Raw genomic sequence first — 21,072 nt, forward strand, 5'->3', positions numbered from 1 at the left:
ACCGAGTGTCGGGAATCCGCCCGCCCGCGATAGCATCCGCCGTGGACTCGGTGCTGGCGCGGGCCGTCGCGGCCCTGCACGACGACGGCGACCTGCGCACCGCCCGCACCCTGTTCGAGCAGGCGTGGCAGGAGTCGCCCGGCGACCCGGAGGCGGCGCTCGGCCTGGCCGGGCTGTGGGTGCACGAGCACCGCGACGCGGCCGCCGCCGCCCTCGTCGAGCAGCGCGTCACCCGGGCGCTGACGACCGCGACGGGCCCGGCGGCGATCCGGTTGCGGGCGCGGCTCGCCGCGGAGGCCGGCTACGCCGCCGGCGACCCCGCCAGGATCCTCGCCGTCCTCGACGAGGCCCGCGCCGCCGGGGACCCGGTCGCGCTCGCCGAGACGCTCAGCCTCGCCCACCACTGCCTCCTCGCCCCCGCCCACGCCGGGACCCGGCACCGCCTCGCCCGGGAGCTGCTCGGTGTCGCCGCCGGCACCGGCCGCCGCGGCGACCTGATCATGGGCATGCTGTGGCACACCGCGGACCTGTTCCTCGCCGGTGACCTCCTCGCCGAGCGGCGCCTGAGCGCGCTCGCCGACGCGCTCGCCGAGCGTGACCATCTCGCCGTCGGGTATGTCGCCGCCGCGATGCGGGTGATGCTCAGCATCCGGGCCGGCCGGCTCGAGCACGCCGAGTGGCTCGCCGCGTCCTGCGCCGACCGGGGCCGCGACGCCGGCGACGAGGACACCGACGGCTGGCACGGCGGGCAGCTCATGGCGATCCGCTGGTTCCAGGGCCGGATCACGGAGCTGCTGCCGATGTTCGGCGACCTCGCGCACGCCGCGACGCTCAGCGCCATCGACCGGTCGCCGCTCGCCGGGCTCGCCGTCGCGGCGGCCGCCGCCGGTGACCGGGCCCGCGCCGCCGCCGTCCTCGCCCGCCTCCGCGGCGACGGCCTGGCGACGCTGCCCCGCGGCAGCAGCTGGCTGGTCACCCTCTACGGCGTCGTCGAGGCCGCGCACCTGCTCGGCGACGCCGCCCTCGCCGCGGAGGCCGCCGCGCTGCTCGCCCCGCACGCCCGGCTGCCGATGACGGCGAGCCTCGCCGTCGCCTGTTTCGGCTCGGTCGAGCACGCTCTCGGCGTCGCCGCGCTCACCACCGGCGACCTGGACGCCGCCGTCGCCCACTTCCGGGCGGCGCTGCGCGACAACCGGACGCTCGGGCACCGGCCCGCCGCCCTGTACTCCCTGCGCCGGCTCGCGGAGGCACTGCAGCGCCGCGGCCTGCCCGGCGACGCCGACGCCGCGGCCCGGGACCTGGAGACGGCCGCCGCCGAGGCCGCCGACCTCGACGTCGCGCCCGGCGGGGAGGAGATCCTCGGCCGGGACGCGGAGCGGGCGCGGCTGCTGCAGCTCGCCGCGGAGGCCCGCGACGGGCACAGCCGCGGCGTCGTCGTGCGGGGCGCGCCCGGCATCGGCAAGACCACCCTCCTGGACGACCTCGCCGTCTCCGCGCACGGCTTCCACGTCGTGCGGGCCGCGGGCGTCGAGTTCGAGGCCGACCTGCCGTTCGCGGCGCTCGCCGCGCTGACCCGGCCCCTGCTGCCGCTGCTGGACCGCCTGCCCGGCGGGCAGGCGGCCGCGTTGCGGGCGGCGTTCGGGCTGGACGCCGGATCGGACACCGGATCTGACGGCGGCCCGGACGGCGGCGCCGCCGTGGAGCGGTTCGCGGTCGGCGCCGCGACCCTGTCGCTGCTCGCCGCGGCCGCCGACGAGCGGCCCCTGCTGTGCCTCGTCGACGACGCCCACTGGCTCGACCACTCCTCCGCCGGTGCGCTGCTCTTCGCCACCCGCAGGCTCCTCGCCGAGCGGGTCCTCGTCGTGTTCGCGACCCGCAGCGGCACCGCCTTCACCGCCCCCGGCGCCGCGACCGTCGACCTCGGCGGCCTCGACGGCGAGGCCGGCGCCGCGCTGCTGCGCCGGTGCGGGATCGGCTCCGGCGCCGTCGCCGACCGGCTCCTCACCGCCACCGAAGGCAACCCCCTCGCCCTGCGGGAGCTCGCCGGCGCCCTCACCGACGAGCAGCGCGCCGGCCGCAGCCCCGTCACGGAGCCGCTGCCGACGACGGAGCGGATCGAGCGCGCGTTCACCGACCGGGTCGCCGCCCTCGCCGACGGCGAGCAGGTCGCGCTGCTCGTCTGCGCCGCCGCCGGCACCGGCACTCCGGCGCTGCTCGCGCGGGCGTTCGCCGGGCTCGGCCTGTGGCCGTCGGCGCTGGACGCCGCGACCCGCGCCGGGCTGCTCGTGGACACCGGCGGCACGGTCCGGTTCCGGCATCCGCTGGTCCGTTCCGCCGTCTACCACCGGGCGCTGCCCGGGCAGCGCCGCGAGGTCCACGCCGCGCTCGCCGACGCGTGCGTCACCGCCGACGACGCCGACCGGCGCGCCTGGCACCTGTCGCTGTCGCTCGTCGGCCCCGACGACGCCGTCGCCGACGCCCTCGACGAGACCGCCGGCCGGGCCCGCCGCCGCGGCGGGCTCGTCGCCGAGGCCACCGCCCTGGAACGGGCCGCCGCGTTCACCGCCGCGCCGGAGCCGCGCGGGCAGCGGCTCGCCATGGCCGCCCGCGCCTGGGTCAGCGCCGGCGCCGTCGAGCACGCCGTGACCCTCCTCGACGACGCGCTGCCCCTGGTCACCAGCACCGCCGGCCGGCTGTGGGTGCTGGGCGAGCGGGCCTACCTGGCGATGCTGCGCGGCGACGCCGACGCCGCGTTCGCCGCGATCGTCGCCGAGGTCGACCGCAACGGCGCCGACGTGCCCGAGAAGGCCGCCCGGACGCTGAGCCTGGCGATGAACGGCCCGATGCGCCACCTCGACGTCGCCGGCATGGTCCGGGTCAGCGTCCGCGCCGCCGAGGTCGCCGGCACCGCCCTGCCCGACCCGGACCTGCCGAAGATCGCGATCCGGCTCGCGCACTCCCTCACCCTCGCCGGCGACCCGGAGGGGCCGCTGCTCGCCCGCCGCTGCGTCACCGCCTGCCTCGGCGAGCCGGGCAGTCCCCGGGAGGCCGACGGGTCCGCCGCGGAGCTCGGCGACGTCCTCACCTGGCTGGAGGACCACGCCACCGCCGCGCGGCTGTTCGACCACGACGTCGACGGCGGCCGCCGCCTCGACGACATCTCCCTGCTCGCGTACACGCTGCCGCTGCGGGCCAGGCTGCGGCTGCGCACCGGCGCCGTCACCGCCGCCTACGCCGACGCGCTCGAAGGTGTCGAGCTCGCCGAGGCGATGGGCCTGCCCGTCAACACCGCCGACGCGCTCACCGTCCTCGCCCAGGTCGAGGCCGTCCTGGGCCGCGCCGACGACTGCGCCGGGCACGCCGCCGCCGCGCTCGCGCTCACCCCCGGCAACCTCGGCGTCGAGGTGCACGCACGGTCCGCGCTCGGCGTCGCCGCCCTCGCCGCCGGCCGCCACGACGCCGCCGTCGCCGAGCTCGGCCGCGCCGACGACATCCTGCGCGCCGGTGGTGTCGTCGAGCCGGGGTTCCTGCCGGTCGCCGCCGACCTCGCCGAGGCGCTGGTCAAGACCGGGCAGGCCCGCGCCGCGCACGCCGTCGCCGACCGGCTCGACGCCGCCGTCGCCGCGACCGGCCGCGCCGGCATGGCCGCCGTCGCCGCCCGGGTCCGCGCGGTCCTCGGCGACGACGGCACCGGCTTCGGTCCCGCCCTCGCCGCGTTCGACGGGGTGCCGCTGCCGGTGGAGCTCGGCCGCACCCATCTCGCCCACGGGCAGTGGCTGCGCCGGGCCCGCCGCCGCGGACCGGCCCGCGAGCACCTGACCGCCGCCCTGGACCTGTTCACCGCCGCGGGCGCCGACGCGTTCGCCGAGCAGGCACACGCCGAGCTCACCCCGTCCAGCGGGCGCAGCACCCCCGCCGGGGCGCCGGCCCCCGCGACGGCGCTGGACGGGCTCACCCCGCACGAGTGGCGCATCGCCTACGCCGCCGCGGAGGGCCGCACCAGCCGGGAGATCGCCGACCGGATCGTCCTGTCGGTCCGCACCGTCGACTACCACCTCGGCAACGTGTACCGGAAGCTCGGCATCCGCTCCCGCCGCGAACTCATCCAGCTGCTCGGCGGCCACGACCCCCGCTGACAGGGCTGTTGACAGGGCCGCTGCTACGGTTCCGGGGTGGGCAGTGTGTTCAAGGCCGTGCGGCGGGACCTGCGCGGGTTCCTCGTCGGCCCCGACCCGCCGGTCCGCCCCCGCACCCGCCTCGGCCGGGCCCTGCCCACGATCGGGGTTGTCGTCGCGATCGTCGCCGGGCTCATCACCTACGAGTACCTCCTCGGCAACGGCCCCAGGGTCGGCTCGTTCTTCCTCGTCCTCGACGCCGGTCTCATCGCCGCCCCGATCGGGCTCGTCGCGACCCGGCCGCTGCTCGCGTGGCGGATCGCGTTCCTCGTCGCCGGGTTCGCCGGGCTCACCATCCCGATCGTGCAACGCACCCCGTGGCCGTGGACGCCGACGCAGATGCTGAGCATCCCCGTGGTCCTCGCCGTCGTCGCCGTCCGGCACCGCCGCGGCGTCCTCGTCTGGACCGGGCTGTCCGCGGCGCTGCTCGTCGTGCTGTTCGTCGAGCCCGCCAACATCGCCGGGCTGCTCCTCGCGGTGTTCGCCATCCTCGTCGTCGGTGACCAGGTCCGCCGCCGCCGCGAGGTCCAGGTCGCCCTCGCCGAGGAGGAGGAGCGCACCGAGCTCGCCCAGGCCCGCCGCGCCGTCGCCGAGGAACGCAACCGGATCGCCCGCGAGATGCACGACGTCGTCGCCCACCACATGTCACTGATCGCGGTCCGCGCCGAGACCGCCGTCTACCGCATCGACGACGTCCCGCCCGCGGTCGCCGAGGAGCTCGCCGCGATCGCCGGCACCTCCCGGGAGGCGCTGGTGGAGATGCGCCGGCTCCTCGGCGTGCTGCGCAGCACCGAGACCCCGGCCGTCGAGCCGCAACCGGCCCTCGACGACCTCGCCGGCCTCGTCGCCGACGCCCGCCGGGCCGGGGTCGACGTCACGTTCGAGCCGCTGCCCGGCGCCACCGTCCCGCCCGCCGTCGGGCTCGCCGCGTTCCGCATCGTGCAGGAGGCGCTGAGCAACGCCCGCCGGCACGCCGCCGGCGCCCCCGTCCGGATCAGCCTCGCCCTGAGCCCGTCGGCGCTGGAGCTGTCCGTGCGCAACACCCTGACCGGCGCCGCCGGTGACGCGGCGGGTGACCCTGCCGGTGAGCGGCACGGCCTGCTCGGCATGCGGGAGCGGGCCACCGGCATCGGCGGCACGTTCACCGCCGGACCCGACGCCGGCGACTACGTCGTGCACGCCACACTCCCGCTGGAGGTCGACTCGTGATCCGGGTCCTCATCGTCGACGACCAGGCGATGGTCCGGCAGGGCTTCGCCGCCCTGCTCGCCGCCCAGCCCGACATCGTCGTCGTCGGCGACGCCCCCGACGGCGCGCACGCGGTCACGATGGCCCGCGAGCACTCGCCGGACGTCGTGCTCATGGACGTGCGCATGCCGGTCCTCGACGGCATCCAGGCGACCCGCCGCATCCTGGACACCGACCCGGGCCTGCACCGGCCGAGGGTCGTCATCCTCACCACGTTCGACCTCGACGACTACGTCTTCGAGGCGTTACGCGCCGGCGCGTCCGGGTTCCTGCTCAAGGACGCCCCGGCCGCCGAGCTCGTCAACGCCGTCCGGGTCGTCGCCGCCGGCGACGGGCTGCTCGCCCCGTCGGTGACGCGGCGGCTCATCGAGCAGTTCGCGGCCCGCCCGAAGGCCGCCGCCGGGCACCAGCCGGCCCGGCTCGCCGCCCTCACCCCACGGGAGACGGAGGTGCTGCGGCTCATCGCCCGCGGCCGGTCCAACGCGGAGATCGCCGAGGACCTCGTCGTCGCCGAGCAGACCGTGAAGACCCACGTGAGCCGCGTGCTGACGAAACTCGACCTGCGTGACCGGGCCCAGGCCGTCGTCTTCGCCTACGAGACCGGGGTCGTCAGCGCCGGAGCCTGATCCGGGAGGACCCGTAGTACCCCGGAGGTACGCCGCAGATGGTCCCCCGGAGTGACGATCCGGGCACCGCCGCGCGCCTACCTTCGGCCACATGTTCCGCAGGGTGTTCGTGCTGCCGCTGATCGCGGTCCTCTGGTCGGTGTTCGGCCCGGCGCAGGTGTCCGCCGTCCCACCGGTCCTGCCCGTCCACGACGTACGGTCCGCCGACGGTCTCGCGGTCGAGGTCACCGGCGACCCGTCGGCGGCGGCGACCGTCGTCGTCCTCGTGCCCGGCGCCGGCACCACCGCCGCCAACTTCGACCGGGGCCTCGGCGGCGTCCAGCGCCGCGCCCCCGCCTGGCAGGCCGCCCGGCTCGCCGACGCCGCCGGCCCGGACGTCGCGGTGATCGCGTGGCTCGGCTACCACCCGCCGAAGGGGATCCGGCTCGACGCGGTCCGCGAGGACGTCGCCGCGACCGGGGCCGCCGCGCTGCTGCGGTTCCTGCGGAACGTGCCCGCACCGCGGATCGTGCTCGTCGGGCACAGCTACGGCTCCACCGTCATCGGCCGTGCCGCCGCGCGCCTCGACGCCGGTACCGGCGGCCGCGTCACCGACATCGTCGCCCTCGGCAGCCCCGGGATGGGCGTGGACCGCGCCGCGGACCTGCGCACCACCGCCCGCGTGTGGGCCGGGACCGCCGCCGGCGACTGGACCCGCCGCCTGCCGGGCCTGCGCATCCTCGGCGCCGGCCACGGCACCCACCCCGCCGACCCGGCGTTCGGGGCGCTGCCGCTGCCCGTCGGCGGGGTCACCGGCCACGACGGCTACTTCGTGCCCGGCACCGCCGCCCTGGACGCCCTCGCCGCCATCGCGAACGGAGACCTCGATGCCGCCGCTCGACACGGTCATTAGCTGGTACCGCACGTACGCCGACGACCTGCGCACCGCCCGCGACGAGCAGCGGGAGCTCCTCGCGCAGCGCCCGATGCGGCCCAGGCTCGACGACGTCGAGGCGGAGATCGCCTACCTGACGGTCCGGGCGCTGCGCCCCCGCACGGTGCTGGAGATCGGGTCGGCGCGCGGCTGGTCGACGACGTGGCTGCTGCGCGCCCTGCACGACAACGCCGCCGGCCGCGACGGTCACGGGGTGCTGCACACGTTCGACCTGACCGGCGACGCGACCCGGACCGTCCCGCCGGCCCTCGCCGCCGACCGGTGGCGCTTCACCCGCGGCGACGTCCGCGACGGCCCGCTCCCCGACGACCCCGGGTTCGTCCTCGTCGACGCCGCCCACACGGCGCGGTTCGCCCGCTGGTACACCACGGCGCTGTTCGACCGGCTCCGCCCGGGCGCCGCCGTCGCCGTCCACGACGTGTTCCACGGCCGCCGCCCGTGGCCGGTCAGCGAGGGCGCGGTCGTCCTCGGCTGGCTCCGCCGGCACGGCATCGCCCACCTGACCGCGTCACCGGCCGCCGACCCCGACACCCACGACCGGCTCGTCGGCCTGAAACTGAAGCTGCGGCTCGCCGCACCCGTGCACGCCGCCGCGTCCGGCAACCCGATGCTGTTCGCCTACCTGTAGCCCTGCAACGCCCGCTGCAGCCGTGCCTTCGCGTCCGGCGGGAGGCGGCCGCCGTCGTCGAGGGCTTCGAGCACCACCTGGCGGAACGTCTCGGAGAACTGCGCGTAGTGCGCCGTCACCGGGCGGCTGTGCGCGGACCGGATCGCCTCCAGCAGCGTCGGCGCGTACCGGTACAGCTTCACGACCGTCGCGTCGCGGTACACGATCTCCCGGGTCGCCGCGAACCCGCCACGTTCGAACAGCAGCTGCTGGCTGCGTTCCCCGGTGAGGAACTCGATGAGCGCCCGCGCCGCCCGCGGGTGCCGGCTCTGCTTCGCCACGGCGAGGTTCTGCCCGCCGAGGACGCTCGGCCCGGGCAGTTCCGCGACCCCGAACTCGACGGCCGCGGCGGCGTCGGCGCCGGCGGCGGGCGCCTTCGGGATCAGGGCGCGGTGCGCGACGGGCCAGTTGCGCATGAAGACGAGCCGGCCACCGGCGAACGCCTGCGTCGTCGCGGCCTCGTCGAAGCGCACCGAGTCCGGCAGGACCACCTGCGGCGCGCCGGGCCGCAGCCCGGCCGCGAGCCGGGTGAGGCCCGTCTGCGCCTCGGGGGAGTCGATGACGACGTCGCCGTGCCCGTCGACGACCTCACCACCGGCGCCCCAGATCGCTTCGAGGGCGTTGACGGTGAGCCCTTCGTAGTCGCGCAGCTGCCCGGCCCACCCGGCGGCGGGCCGCGCCGGTGCGGGCTGCGCCGCGGGCCGGGCGAGGACGTCCTGGACGGTGGTGACGAGCTGCGTCCAGGTGGTGGGGGCGGCGGTGACGAGGTCCGTGCGGTAGTAGAGCAGCCCGGCGTCGGTGTTGAACGGCAGCCCCCACAGCTTCCCGTCGTACGTGCACGTGGCGAGCGGCGCGGCGAGGAACCCCGCGACGTCGTGCCCGTCGGGGAATGCCCGGATGTAGCCGCTGGACGCGAACTCGGCGGTCCACGTGACGTCGAGGTTGAAGATGTCGACGCCGCCGCTCTGCCCGGCGCCGCCGCCCTGGGCGCGGGCGGTCATCTCGCTGTGCTGCGCGTCGGCGTCGGCGGCGATCTCCTCGATCCTCGCCGGGTTGTCGGGGTGCAGCGCGTTCCACTGGTCGACCAGCGCCTGCCGCTGGTTGCCGTCGCCGTCGTCGCGGCCGCTGAGGATGACGAGGTCGCCGCGTTCGAGGCCGGGCTCGTGCTCGAGGAGCGGCACGACGTGCTGGGCGGCGAGCGCGGCAACGACGAGCCCGGCGAGGAACCCGGCGAGGAGCCCGGCCCGTCCCCGCATCCGCCGGACGCCGTTCCTGATCCGCCGCACGAACCCGGGCGGCGGCGGGTCGTCGTCCCCGGGCGGCGGTGGCGGGTCGTCATTCCCAGGCGGCGGCGGGTCGTCGTCCGCGGGCGGCGGCGGGTCGTCGTCCGCGGGCGGCGGTCCAGGCGGCGGGTCGTCGCCCGGTGGGGGCGGCGGGTCGTCGGCGGGTGGGGGCGGCGGGTCGTCGGCGGGTGGGGGCGGCGGGTCGTCGGCGGGTGGGGGCGGCGGGTCGCCGGCGGGTGGCGGTCCGGGGCGTGGCGGGTCCTCGTCCGCGGGCGGGGTCGTCATGGTGCGGTGTCGCCTCCCCAGAGCAGGCCGAACAGGGTGACCAGCACGTCGTCGAGGGTGTCGGGGGCCGCGTCGTGGCAGGCGCCGCCGGTCCGCGCGATGACGTCCCGCAACGGCAGCGTGCCGCAGCTCGCCTCACCGATCGCGATGACGAACACCCGCACGCCCTTCCCCCGTACCTGGGCGTCCACTTCGGACGGTGTGAGCCCGCTGGTGTCGTTGCCGTCGGTGAGCACGACGAGACTCGTGATCGCCTCACCGGGGTCGGCGGCGACGTCCCGGACCCCGTCCGCGATCGTCTGCAGCAGCGGCGTGTTCCCCGCGGGCCGTACCCCGGCGAGCGCGTCCGCCGCCGCCTGACCGCGGCCCGCGGCCCGCCCGATCGGCAGCAGCTGCCGGGTGCCGGCGCCGCGCCCGTCGCCGGGGAACACCCGGAGCCCGAACTCGTCGCGGTCGCTCATCAGGTTCAGCGCACCGGTCACGCCCCGCGCGGCCAGCTGCAGCCGGGTCGTGCCGGCCCGGTCGACGGTCGCCGCCATCGAACCGGACGCGTCCAGCGCGAGCAGCACCCGGCCGGGGCGGTGCGCGGCGGCGTATAGGCGCAACGCGTCACCGACGGCGGTGCTCGACGGTGCCCGCCGGTCGAACACCGCGCCCGGGTGCGCGCCGAACTGTTCGGTGAGCGGGTCACCGACCGGGGACAGCCCCGGCGGCCGCAGCCCGGCCCGCACGAGGGCGCGGCGGCCGTCCTCGCCGTCGAGCCACGCGCCGAACCCGGCGGCCGCGGCCGCGGTGCCGGCGGCGGCCCCGTCCCAGGCGAGCCGGACGAACGGGTGGTCCTCGCTGATCGTGTCGGCCGGGTACTGCACGAGCAGCGGCCGCTCCGGCCGCCCCCCGCCGGGGCAGTCGAGGCCCTGGTTGTAGCGGACGGCGGCCTGTTCGGTGGTGACGACCGCGACCGTCGCCCGCGCCGGGCCGTCGTGGCACAGCAGGTCCTGGGCGGTGCCGAGCGGGTAGCCGCCCCGGTCGAGCGCCGTCTCGAGCCGCTGCTCGACACCGCGGGCGGCCGCCGGGGTCGCGCCGAGACTCGTGTACAGCGCCGCCGTGGCGAGCACCCCGGCCGAGGACACCTCCGGGTCGGGGCGCACGACGTCCCAGCCGAGCCGCCCCGCCTCCGTCCACAGCTGCCGCCAGGTCAGCTCGCCCGGCAGCGGGCCGGGCGCGGCGAGGACGACGGGGGACGTGCCGATGCTGCGCTGCTCCGCGATCGGGACGGTGATCCCGAAGCGGGCGGACGCGGCGACGGCCGCCGCGACGTCGAGGGTCGAGTCCGGCAGCCACACGTCGGCGCGGGGCCCGACACGTTGCAGGGCGTCGTTGAGCCAGCCGCTGCCGACCGCCGCCCGGGCACCCGCCGGGGCGGCGCCATACACGTACAGGTCGGCGGTCGGGCAGCCGTGATGGTGTTCGGCGGTCGCGGTCTCGTAGGCGGCCGCGATCCGCCGCGCCGCACCGACCTGCTCGGTGGACGTCATGACCCGCACCGCGGCCGGCTGCGGGCACCCGTACAGGCGGCGGTGCAGCCACTCGTAGGCCACCGGGATGACGAGCCCGGCGGCGACGGCGAGGACGCAGGCGGTCGCGGCGGTGACGACCGTCCGCAGCCGGGTGCGGGTGCGCAGGAACGTCCAGCCGAACCCGGCCCACGTCAGCAGCTGCTCGAACAGGCCGGTGGCGAGGATGCCGGCGGCGCCGCCGATGAACGCCCCGACGACCAGCATCACCCAGCGCCCGGGCGACTCGGGTGTGCCCATCGACAGCTGCTGCAGGGAGATCCCGAGCCCGCCGGAGACGACGACGAGCAGCGACACGACCGGACGCGCCGAACGACGGCCGTCGTTGTCCCCATCGTCGGTCATGCGGGCGGCGCACCCCCTGGCGGTTGACGCCAGTCTATCTCTTGCGCGCCACCGCCGTGGTGTCCGTCACCCGGTCAGGCCGTGCTCGTACGCGTACCGCACCGCCTGCGCCCGGTCCCGCACCCCGGTCTTCGCGAACAGCCGGTTCACGTGCGACTTGACCGTCACCTCGGTCACGAACAGCCGTTTCGCGATCTCCCGGTTCGACAGGCCGGCCGCGATCAGCCCGAGCACCTCCGCCTCCCGCGCCGTCAGCCCGTCAGGCGGCGGCTGCGGCGCCTGTACCGGCCGCGCCCGCTCCCCGGTCGCGGCGGCGACGAGACGCTGCTGGACGACCGGGTCGAGGACGGACTGGCCGGCGGCGGCCGCCCGGACCGCCTGCTCGATCTGCGCCCGTCCCGCGTCCTTCGTCAGGTACCCGAGCGCGCCGGCGCGCATGGCGGCGAGGATGTCGGCGTCGTCGGCGTACGTCGTCAGGACCACCACCCGCGTGCGGGGGTGCTCGGCGCGGATCCGGGCCGTGGCGGTGACCCCGTCACAGCCGGGCATCCGCAGATCCATCAGCACCACGTCGGGGTCGTGCGCGGCGACCAGGTCACACGCCCCGTCGCCGTCGCCGGCGGTGCCGACGACGCGGACGTCGTCGAGGAGACCGAGCAGCACCTCGAGACCTTCCCTGACCACCGTCTGGTCGTCGGCCACCACCACCGTGATCATCCCGGGATCCTCGCATCGACGAGCCAGCCGCCGCCGTCCGGTGCGGCGGTCACGGTCCCCCCGGCGAGCCCGACCCGCTCCCGGATGCCCCGCAGCCCGTGCCCGCCCGTCGGCGGTGCGTGCCGTGCCGCGCCCGCGTCGTTGCGGACCGTGAGCCGCACCTCGCCCGCCCCGTAGGCGAGGCCGATGGCGACGGCGCTGCCCGGCGCGTGCTTGCGGACGTTGGTGAGGGCCTCCTGCGCGGTGCGGAACAGGGCGAGGCCCGGCTCGGCGGCGACGGGCCGCGGGCTGCCGGACACGGTGACGTTCGCGGGTGCCCGCAGGTCGGTGCGGTACCCGTCGGCGAGCGCCCCGACGAGCTCCGCCAGCGGCACCGGGTCGCCGCGCAGCGCGCCGACCGCCCGGCGGGTCTCGGTGAGCCCGTCACGGGCCAGCTGCCCGGCACGCCCGACGAGCACGGCGGCGTCCGCGGCCCGGTCCTTCTCCAGCAGCGCCGCCGCCGTCTCCAGCTGGACGGACAGCGCCGACAGCGAGTGCGCCAGGACGTCGTGGATCTCCCGGGCGACCCTGGCCCGTTCGTCGAGGGCCGCGACGGTCCTCGCCTGCCGGGCCTGCTCGTCCCGCTGCCGGCGTACGACGCCGAGCAGCACCGTCAGGCACACCGACCCGGCCCAGACGAGCACCTCCGCGACGCCGGCGCCCCGCGCCCACAGGATCAGCACGAGACCGCAGGTGGTGACGGCGGTGCCGGCGGCCGCCGCGACGAGGGGCAGCGCGTTGACCGCGACGGTGGCGGCGGCGATCAGATAGCAGGGCGCGTACCCGCGGCCGTCCAGCGCGGTCAGCGTCAGCCCGGCGGCGGCGCACCCCGCGACCGCTGCCGCCTTCGCGGCGCCGTCCAGCACCGTCATCGCCGTCCACGCGACGGCGGCGGCCGCGACCAGGGTCAGGACCACCGCGCCCGGCCGCGGCTCGAGGTGCACCATGGCGGCGCTCAGCAGGACCAGGAACACCACGCTGCGCGCCTGCCGCCACCTGGCGACCGCGGTATCGGTGAACACCGTCCCAGTCTTACCGGTTCACGAGCCGGCGGCCGCCCCGGTTCCCGCCGGGGGCGAACGGGACACCGGTGGCGATGCCGCGCCGGCCGACGACGGCGGCCTCACCGAGGAGGCTCAGCCCGAGCACGAACGGCAGCGCGGCGGCCATGACCGCGGCGTCGGCACCCAGCGCCCGGCCCGCGAGGTCCTCACCGAACCGGACGGCGATCAGCACGACCCACACGACGACGGTCATCGCGGTGTACCGGTACCACAGATGCCCGTCCCGCACGAACACCCGCACCGTGAGACCCCGGACGAGCCCGCCGAAGACGGACAGGACCGCGCCGGCGCCGAGGACCGCCCCGTCGAGGACCGCGTGCGGGACGGTCCCGCCGGTGAACGTCTGCGAGACCGTGTAGCCGCCCCAGGCGACCAGCAGCACCGGCGGCAGGACCAGCCGGCGCGCTTCCAGCGGCTCGCCCGTGAACCGGCGCACCAGCAGGTACAGGACGGCGGCGGTGACCAGCAGGATCGTCGTGAGATTCATGACGGTGACGCTAGATTCCGCACCGGGTGGAGCGCCGCCACCCACGGGTGGAGACCGGGTTGGAATCGCACATGGGAAAGGCCCGGGTCGGCGCGCGACCCGGGCCCCTCCTGGACGGTGCTAGTTGCTGAGGGTCACCGCGAGATCGTCGAGGACGAACGACGTCTGCAGGGACGAGTCCTCACTGCCGCTGAACTTGATCGTCACCGTCTGACCGGCGAACGAGTTCAGGCTGTACGTGCGCAGCACGTACCCGGACGCCTTGTTCAGGTTCGACAGGGTGCCCAGGGTGGACGAGCCGGCCGTGATGGTCAGCTTGTCGTACTGCACGGTGGTGGTCGTCTCGGCCGAGTCGATGTGGATGTAGGCCGTCAGCGTGGCCTTGCACCCGGCCGGGATGGTCACCGACTGCTGGATCGCCTCGGTGTGCGTCGAGCCGTACCCGTCCAGCCACGAGCTGAACGTGCCGCCGTGAGCGGCCTGGCCCTGGCTGGCCCACTGGCCGATGGAGCCGGTGGTGCCGGTCCACGACGAGGCGCCCGACTCGAAGCCCGGGTTGAGCAGCTTCTGGCCGGAGCACGAGCCGGTCGGCGGGTTCGAGGTCGGCGGGTTCGACGTGGTGGGCGGCGGGGTGGTGCCACCGGTGCACGTCGGGTCCCCGGACTGCGCCGGCACGTTGACGGCGTTCCACGCGTTCTTGACCGCGTTGAACTCCGCGCAGCTGCTCGGGTACAGGTTCTTGGCCGCAGTCAGCGTCCAGGTGCGGTACTTCAGGTACGACGACGACGAGGTCTTCATCAGCATCGCGTTGTAGAAGATCTTCGTCGCCTTCTGGATGCCGATGCCGACGAGACCGGTCGAGCCGTTGCACGTGGTGCTGGTCGGCTGCCCATTGGTCGGGTTGGTGCCCTCGGCGAGCAGGTAGAACCAGTGGTTGCCGGGGCCGGCGGCCGCGTGGACCTCCTGCGTCGGCGTGCTGCTGGAGTAGCAGTTGTCGTCACCGGCGAGCGACGGGTTGTACATGTAGCGGATCGGGCCGCTGCCGACGAGGTTGACCTCCTCGCCGACCTGGTAGTCGGCCGGGTCGTTCGCGTTGGCGGCGAACGCCTCGGTCGCCGCGCCGAACACGTCACCCACGAACTCCTGGGTGCCCGCCTTCGAGATACCACCGGGGGTGGTGTCGTCGATGCCGTGACCGACCTCGTGACCCACGACGTCCAGCGAGCTGATCCACTTGCCGGCGGTGTTCTTGCCGATCTGGATCTGGGTGCCGTCGTAGTAGGCGTTCTGGTCGTTCAGGCCGACGCGGATCGGCCAGCCGCCGCCGCTGCCGTTGAACCCGTTGCGGCCCAGCCACGACGAGAGCATCGCGGCCTCCTTCTGGGCCGCGTACAGCGCGTCGACGCAGCCGGTCTCCCGGTCGGTGCCGACACCGGTGCCCCAGACGTCGTCAGAACCCGTGAACGTCGCGTTGCCGGTGGCGTTCTGGCAGCTGATGTTCGTGTAGTTCGGGTCCTTCATGCTGTACGTGCTGCCCGACAGCGTCGTGTTGATCGTGACGTTACCGACGATCCAACCGGTGCCGGTGCCGTGCATGACCCGCTCGGTCTTGTCGAGCACGGCGCCGGTGAGGGCGTCGACCTGCACGGTGAGGCGGCTCGCGCCCTCCGCGCCGGTGCCGTTGAGCGTCGTCTCGTACGCGAGCTTGGCGTTGCCGTCCAAGGTGTAGACGACCAGCCGGGTGCCCTCGACCGCGTTGACGCTCGTCATCAGCTTGCGGGCCGCCGCCTCGGCGTCGGCGGAGCTGATCTTCGCCGACGTCGACAGGCTGCCGATCGCCTTCGTCTGCGACACCGACGTGTACTTCGCCGTGCCGGCCGCGTCCGTGACGACCACGAAGTCACCACCGACGACGGGCAGACCCTTGTAGGTCCGCTCGTAGCCGACGTACTTCGCGTTGCCCGAAGCGACGAACGACTTCTGCACGTACGCGTCGTCGGTGCTGGGCTGCAGCACGCTCGGACGCTGGGACACGAACGTCGCGGCCGACTTGGCCGCGACCGCGTTGGCTGCCTCGACGCCTGTGGGCGCCGGCAGCGGGGGCGAGGCTTGCACGGCTGCGGCGGTGCCGGCTGTTACCAGCCCGACCGCGAGCACTCCGGCCGCTGTAGCGAACCGTGGGGACAGCTTCAAGGGTGCCTTCTTTCCAGGGCGGCGCACGGAACCGGGGGTACAGCTCTTCGGGGGGTGCGCCGGAACCAATCGAGACACGCCAGCGTCGACTCTGGTGCAACGGCCGGCGTGCGCGCGCCGAACGGCCAACCGCAAGCTTCATCGACTCATGGCGATTTCAGGACGATCACACAGCCGGAATCGTCGGGACAAGACTTCATACCCTCTGGGCACCCTTGCCGCCACCCTGTACTTCAATGCCTCTCAACCCGTGAAACACCACCGAAACGGTTTAACTGAATTCACGCCCCCGTCGTTGAATAACTGCAGGTCATTAACTTTTAACTCATCGATGACCTTTGCCGGTCTTGGTCGGATCGCCGCGCCCCGTAAGGTGAGGGGCGATGACGCCAGCAGCCGGCCCTGCCCCCTCGGACCAACCCTCACCGTCCGCCGGGCAGCCGCCCAACAAGATCACAGGCCGCGCAGCCCCGGCATCATCCGTTCCGCCATCCTCCGCTGATGCCGCCGACGGCGGTGAAACGCCTTCGGCCGAACCGGGCGCCGGCACTTCTGGCGAGGCGACCGGGTCGGCCGCGGAGACGCCGATCGAGATGGTGGCCCGGATCGTGGCGGATGCCGGGATCGGCGGCCGCCGCCTGCGACTCGCCCTGGTCCAGCTGGCGACAACCCCGACCACGCTCGACGACCTGATCCGCGAGCACGCCCTCCCTCGCCGGACCGCCGAGCACCTGCTCCGCGCCGCAGGCCCCGACCTGCACACCGCACGCAACGGCGCGCTCCGCCTGCCCGGCGCGTACCGCACCCGCTTCACCACCCCGGTTTCCGGCCCGGCGGATCCGACCTCGCCCTCACCATCAACCATCGCGGGCCAGACGAATCCGAAATATCCGGCCAAACCGATGGCGACCAACCCGCCCGGCGCGTCTGAACACTCCGACGACCTTGCCCCGGCGGCCTCAACAGGCTCAACGAGCCCGGCAACCTCGACCGGCAGCGCGGCCGACTCTGGCGCGACTGGGTCGGGCGAGGCCGGCTCGGGCGTGGCCGGGGCCGGCTCGGCCAGGTCGGGCGCGGCCGGCTCGGGCGTGGCCGGCTCGGGCGTGGGTGGCTCGGGCGTGGCCGGCTCGGGCGTGGGTGGCTCGGGCGTGGCCGGCTCGGGCGTGGGTGGCTCGGGCGTGGCCGGCTCGGGCGTGGGTGAGTCGGGCGTGGGTGGCTCGGGCGTGGCCGGCTCGGGCGTGGGTGAGTTGGGCGTGGGTGGCGCGGGCGTGGGTGGCGCGGGCATGGGTGGGTCGAGCGTGGCCGGCTCGGGTGTGGGTGGCGCGGGCATGGGTGGGACAGGCGTGGCCGGCTCGGGCGCGGCGACCTCGGCAAGCGAGCCGCGCCGGGCGGGCCCATCCGGCATCTCGGACGCGGACCTGATCGCCGACCTGACCCGCCTCATCGCGGACGTCCCCACCGACCGCGCCCTCGACCACGTCTCCGCCACCGCCCAGACCGCCGCGAACCGGGCAAGGTGGCTCGACGAGACGTACGACCTGGCCGGCGCCCACCTCGTCTGCGTCGGCGATCATGACCTGACCTCGCTCGCCGTCCTCGCCGTCCGGTCCGACGTGCGGGTCACGGTCGTGGACGTCGACGAGCGGCTGCTCGAGTTCATCGCGGCCCGGGCGGCGGAGCGCGGGCACGCGGTCGAGTGCTGGCACGCGGACCTGCGGTTCGGCCTGCCGCCGGTGGTCGCCGAGTCCGCGGACCTCGTCTTCACCGACCCGCCCTACACGCCGGAGGGTGTCCAGCTCTTCCTCGGCCGCGGGGCGCAGGCGCTGCGGGACCGGGTCAACGGGCGGCTCGTCATGGCCTACGGCTTCAGCCCGCTCACGCCCGCGCTCGGGGTGAAGGTGCAGCGGGCGGTCCTCGACCTCGACCTCGCCGTCGAAGCCATCCTGCCGTCCTTCAACCGCTACCACGGCGCGCAAGCGGTCGGGTCGGCGAGCGACCTCTATGTCTGCCGGCCGACGGCGCGCACGTGGCAGGTGCTGGAGAAGCGGCTGAGCGGGGCGGCGGTCAACATGTACACCCACGGTGAGCATTCGCTGGAGGGCGAGGCCGTCGGGCGCGGGCCTGCGGAGCTGCTGGCGGCGCCGTTGCGGTCGGTGCCGGACCTGATCGACCTCACCGGCGATCCCGGGCCATGGCTGTTGCGGGTGCTGCTGGCGCTCAATGCTTCTTCCCTGAGCTTACAACTGCCCAACAAATCGCCCGACCTCATCGATGCGAAGAGTCAGGCGGCGCTACGCACCGTTGTCGCCTCGAAGTACACGTTACGTTACCGGCGCAGCACCCCCTCGCCGAAGCTGGCGATCGTGGAGGCGACCGCCGTGCCGGACGGGTCACGGACCGCGGTCGGGTGGCTGCTGCGGCACGCGCACGGGAAGCTCGGCAACGTCCTGCGCGAGGGGCTCGTCAGGCAGGACGGGATGACGAAGAACGAGGCCAGAGCCAAGGTCGCCGAGCTGCTCCGGCCGTCGTGGGCCGATGCCAGGCTGCTCGACCTGCCGCGGCACGACATCGCCGCGCTGGTCGAGACGCTGACCTTGCGGGAGCGCTAGGGCAGGTCGCCGGCCGTGTCAGCCCACAGCTGAATCAGGTCGGCGCCGGGGGAGCGCAGCCACTGCAGCTGTACGCCGTCCATGAGCGCCATGACCCTTCGCGCCGTCGTCTCGGGTGGGACCGGCCCGCCGGCGGCCTTCGCCAGGGCGGTGATCTCGTCGAGTATCCGCTGCTGCCGGGCGACGAAGTACGCGTGCGCGGGGTGGTCGGGCGTGAGCGACTCCGCCTGCAGCACCGCGAACAACCGCACGATCTCCGGCTGCGAAGCGTTCCGCCGCACCACCGCCGCACAAACCTCCCGTAAGGAAGGCGCAGAAGGCCACGATGGCAAGGCGCGGGCGTCCTCGGCGTCCCGGTGTTCGAGGATCGCGATCAGCAGGCCGTCCTTGGACCCCACGTGATGCAGCAGCCCCGGCACCGTGAGGCCGCAGTCGGCCGCGACGTCCTGCATCGACAGGCCCCAGAACCCCCGCTCCGCCACGAGCCGCGTCGCGACGGTGATGATCTGCTGGCGGCGTTCGGCCGCGGGCAGGCGGGTCCGGCCGTGCCGTGCCATCCGGGCCGCCCCTCTTGTCGCATCGAGGTCAGTGACGCTACCTTACCTGGTACCTAATACTTTACAAGTACTCAGTAGTGAAGGGCGAGCAGCCATGGACCTCGAGGAGAAGGCCGCCGTCACCAGCGGCAGCAGCTTCTGGCGCAGCACCGCCGTCACCGGCGTGCCCGACATCATGCTGACCGACGGCCCGCACGGCGTCAGGAAGGCGGCGCCCGGCGGCGGCATCCTCGACAGTGAGCCCGCCACCTGCTTCCCGCCCGCCGTCGCCCTCGGCTCGACCTGGGACCCGCAGCTGGCGAGGAGGGTCGGTGAGGCGCTCGGCGACGAGGCGCGGGCCATGGACGTCCAGGTGCTTCTCGGCCCCGGCATCAACCTCAAGCGCAGCCCGCTCGGCGGCCGCAACTTCGAGTACTTCGCCGAGGACCCGCTGCTCACCGGCATCCTCGCCACCGAATGGGTCAAAGGCCTGCAGAGCCGCGGCGTCGGCGCGTCGCTGAAGCACTTCGCCGTCAACAGCCAGGAGACCGACCGGATGCGGGTCTCCGCCGACGTCGACGAGCGCACGCTGCGCGAGATCTACCTGCGCGCGTTCCAGCGGGTCGTCACGCAGGCGAAGCCGTGGACGGTCATGTGCTCGTACAACCGCGTCAACGGGGTCCTCGCCTCCCAGCACCACTGGCTGCTCACGGAGGTGCTGCGCGGCGAGTGGGGCTACGAGGGTCTCGTCGTGTCCGACTGGGGCGCCGTCGCCGACCGGGTCGAGGCGGTCCGCGCCGGACTCGACCTCACCATGCCCGGCCCCGACCCGGAAGGCGACCGCCGCCTCGTCGAGGCCGTCCGCGGCGGCGACCTCCCCGAGTCCACATTGGACACCGCGGTCCGGCGCGTCGCCGCGCTCGTCGAGAAGGGGCTCGCGGGCCGTACCGGCGCCGCATACGACCAGGCGGAGCACCACGCGTTGGCCCGTGAGGTGGCCGGCCGCGCCGTCGTGCTGCTCAAGAACGAAGGAGACGTCCTGCCGCTCGCCACGGGCGGCAGCACGGTCGCGGTCCTGGGCGAGTACGCGGGGACGCCGCGCTTCCAGGGCGGCGGCAGCTCACAGATCAACCCGACCCGGCTCGACTACGCGCTCGACGCGATCACCGAGCTCGCCGGCGGCGACGTCACCTTCGCCCCCGGCTACGACGACGTCGACGCCGCCGTCGCACTGGCAGGGGAGGCGGCCGTCGCGATCGTGTTCGCCGGCACGGACCGGGAGACGGAGGGCGCCGACCGCGAGTCGCTCGACCTCCCCGCGGCGCACGTCGAGCTCATCGAACGGGTCGCCGCCGCCAACCCGCGCACCGTCGTCGTGCTGTCCAACGGCGCGGTCCTGCGCACCGGCCCGTGGGACGCGGCCGTGCCCGCGATCGTCGAGGGCTGGCTGCTCGGCCAGGCCGGCGGCGGCGCGCTCGCCGACGTCCTGTTCGGCCGGGTCAACCCGTCGGGCCGGCTCACCGAGACGATCCCGCTGCACCTCGCCGACCACCCGTCGCACCTGGACTTCCCCGGCGAGCACGGGCACGTCCGCTACGGCGAGGGCATCCACGTCGGGTACCGCGGCTTCGACGCCCGCGGGCAGCAGGTCGCGTACCCGTTCGGCCACGGCCTCTCCTACACCACCTTCGCCTACGGCCCGGCGTCCGCCGAGGCCACCGCGGCGGGCCTGACGGTGCGGCTCGACGTCACCAACACCGGCGACCGTGACGGCCGCGAGGTCGTGCAGGCATACGTCTCCCTGCCCGGCTCCGCCGTCCGCCGCGCACCCCGGGAGCTCAAGGCGTTCGCCAGTGTCGCGATCCCCGCCGGCGAGACCGTCGCGGTGGAGCTGACGATCGCCCGTGACGACCTCGCCTACTGGGACACCCGCGTGTCCCGCTGGGTCGTCGAGGGCGGCGAGTACCAGGTCGAGATCGGCGCCTCCTCCCGCGACCTGCGGGTCACCGCCACCGCCGCCGTCGGGGGCGACGAGGTCCGGGTCCCGCTGACCGGCGAGTCGACGATCGCGGAATGGCTCAGCGACCCGAAGGGCGCCCAGGCGCTCGGCGAGGTGTTCGCGTCCCTCGCCGGCGGCGGCGAGTCGGGCGTCATGGCGCACACCGTCGCCGACCCGGAGATGCTGACGCTGATGGGCAGCCTGCCCCTGGCCCGGCTCGCGGTCTTCGCCGGTGAGGCGTTCAGCCCGGCCGCGATCGAGAAGCTGGCCGCGTCCGTGAACTAAGGCGTG

Annotated in this window: 14 protein-coding genes; 7 read left to right on the forward strand and 7 right to left on the reverse strand. The window is 75.0% G+C overall.

Annotated features, from left to right (window positions below; translation table 11 throughout):
* The first annotated feature begins 41 nt into the window (after positions 1-41).
* From ACZ6TV_RS24640 to ACZ6TV_RS24660, 5 genes are all read left to right on the forward strand, one after another.
* On the forward strand, positions 42-4,136 hold the full coding sequence (locus tag ACZ6TV_RS24640; RefSeq protein WP_465299597.1) for a helix-turn-helix transcriptional regulator: 4,095 nt from the start codon (positions 42-44) through the stop codon (positions 4,134-4,136).
* Between the two features lie 36 nt (positions 4,137-4,172).
* Positions 4,173-5,384 (forward strand): sensor histidine kinase, encoded by a 1,212-nt coding sequence (locus tag ACZ6TV_RS24645; RefSeq protein WP_465299598.1) that lies wholly within the window; start codon positions 4,173-4,175, stop codon positions 5,382-5,384.
* Positions 5,381-6,049 (forward strand): response regulator, encoded by a 669-nt coding sequence (locus ACZ6TV_RS24650; RefSeq protein WP_465299599.1) that lies wholly within the window; start codon positions 5,381-5,383, stop codon positions 6,047-6,049. Before ACZ6TV_RS24645 ends, ACZ6TV_RS24650 begins: the two co-directional genes overlap by 4 nt.
* 91 nt (positions 6,050-6,140) lie before the next feature.
* A complete protein-coding gene (locus tag ACZ6TV_RS24655) occupies positions 6,141-6,941 on the forward strand; it encodes an alpha/beta hydrolase (protein ID WP_465299600.1) in 801 nt (266 codons plus the stop codon).
* Positions 6,916-7,611, forward strand: coding sequence for a class I SAM-dependent methyltransferase (locus ACZ6TV_RS24660; RefSeq protein WP_465299601.1), 696 nt, complete (start codon positions 6,916-6,918; stop codon positions 7,609-7,611). The genes ACZ6TV_RS24655 and ACZ6TV_RS24660 overlap by 26 nt, the downstream gene beginning before the upstream one ends.
* Here the strand turns inward: ACZ6TV_RS24660 and ACZ6TV_RS24665 are convergent.
* The 6 genes from ACZ6TV_RS24665 to ACZ6TV_RS24690 form a co-directional block, all read right to left on the reverse strand.
* Positions 7,602-9,218, reverse strand: coding sequence for an extracellular solute-binding protein (locus ACZ6TV_RS24665; RefSeq protein WP_465299602.1), 1,617 nt, complete (start codon positions 9,216-9,218; stop codon positions 7,602-7,604). The genes ACZ6TV_RS24660 and ACZ6TV_RS24665 overlap by 10 nt on opposite strands.
* A complete protein-coding gene (locus ACZ6TV_RS24670) occupies positions 9,215-11,137 on the reverse strand; it encodes a vWA domain-containing protein (RefSeq protein WP_465299603.1) in 1,923 nt (640 codons plus the stop codon). Before ACZ6TV_RS24670 ends, ACZ6TV_RS24665 begins: the two co-directional genes overlap by 4 nt.
* Before the next feature lie 66 nt (positions 11,138-11,203).
* A complete protein-coding gene (locus ACZ6TV_RS24675) occupies positions 11,204-11,854 on the reverse strand; it encodes a response regulator (RefSeq protein WP_465299604.1) in 651 nt (216 codons plus the stop codon).
* Positions 11,851-12,915 (reverse strand): sensor histidine kinase, encoded by a 1,065-nt coding sequence (locus ACZ6TV_RS24680; protein ID WP_465299605.1) that lies wholly within the window; start codon positions 12,913-12,915, stop codon positions 11,851-11,853. Before ACZ6TV_RS24680 ends, ACZ6TV_RS24675 begins: the two co-directional genes overlap by 4 nt.
* A 10-nt stretch (positions 12,916-12,925) precedes the next feature.
* On the reverse strand, positions 12,926-13,444 hold the full coding sequence (locus tag ACZ6TV_RS24685; protein ID WP_465299606.1) for a hypothetical protein: 519 nt from the start codon (positions 13,442-13,444) through the stop codon (positions 12,926-12,928).
* Positions 13,445-13,564: 120 nt separating this feature from the next.
* The gene (locus ACZ6TV_RS24690) at positions 13,565-15,559 is read right to left on the reverse strand and encodes a M4 family metallopeptidase (RefSeq protein WP_465299607.1); all 1,995 of its coding nucleotides are present in this window, start codon (positions 15,557-15,559) and stop codon (positions 13,565-13,567) included.
* Positions 15,560-16,245: 686 nt separating this feature from the next.
* On the opposite strand from ACZ6TV_RS24690, the gene ACZ6TV_RS24695 reads away from it, so the two are divergent.
* Positions 16,246-18,246: a bis-aminopropyl spermidine synthase family protein gene (locus ACZ6TV_RS24695; RefSeq protein ID WP_465299608.1), complete on the forward strand. Its 2,001-nt coding sequence runs from the start codon at positions 16,246-16,248 to the stop codon at positions 18,244-18,246.
* On the opposite strand, the gene ACZ6TV_RS24700 is transcribed toward ACZ6TV_RS24695, so the two are convergent.
* The gene (locus tag ACZ6TV_RS24700) at positions 18,243-18,803 is read right to left on the reverse strand and encodes a TetR/AcrR family transcriptional regulator (RefSeq protein WP_465299609.1); all 561 of its coding nucleotides are present in this window, start codon (positions 18,801-18,803) and stop codon (positions 18,243-18,245) included. The genes ACZ6TV_RS24695 and ACZ6TV_RS24700 overlap by 4 nt on opposite strands.
* A 94-nt stretch (positions 18,804-18,897) precedes the next feature.
* Between ACZ6TV_RS24700 and ACZ6TV_RS24705 the strand changes: the two genes are divergently transcribed.
* Positions 18,898-21,066, forward strand: a complete 2,169-nt coding sequence (locus tag ACZ6TV_RS24705; protein WP_465299610.1) for a glycoside hydrolase family 3 C-terminal domain-containing protein — start codon at positions 18,898-18,900, stop codon at positions 21,064-21,066.
* Positions 21,067-21,072 lie beyond the last annotated feature (6 nt).

The sequence above is a fragment of the Dactylosporangium sp. NPDC051087 genome (genome assembly GCF_055586325.1).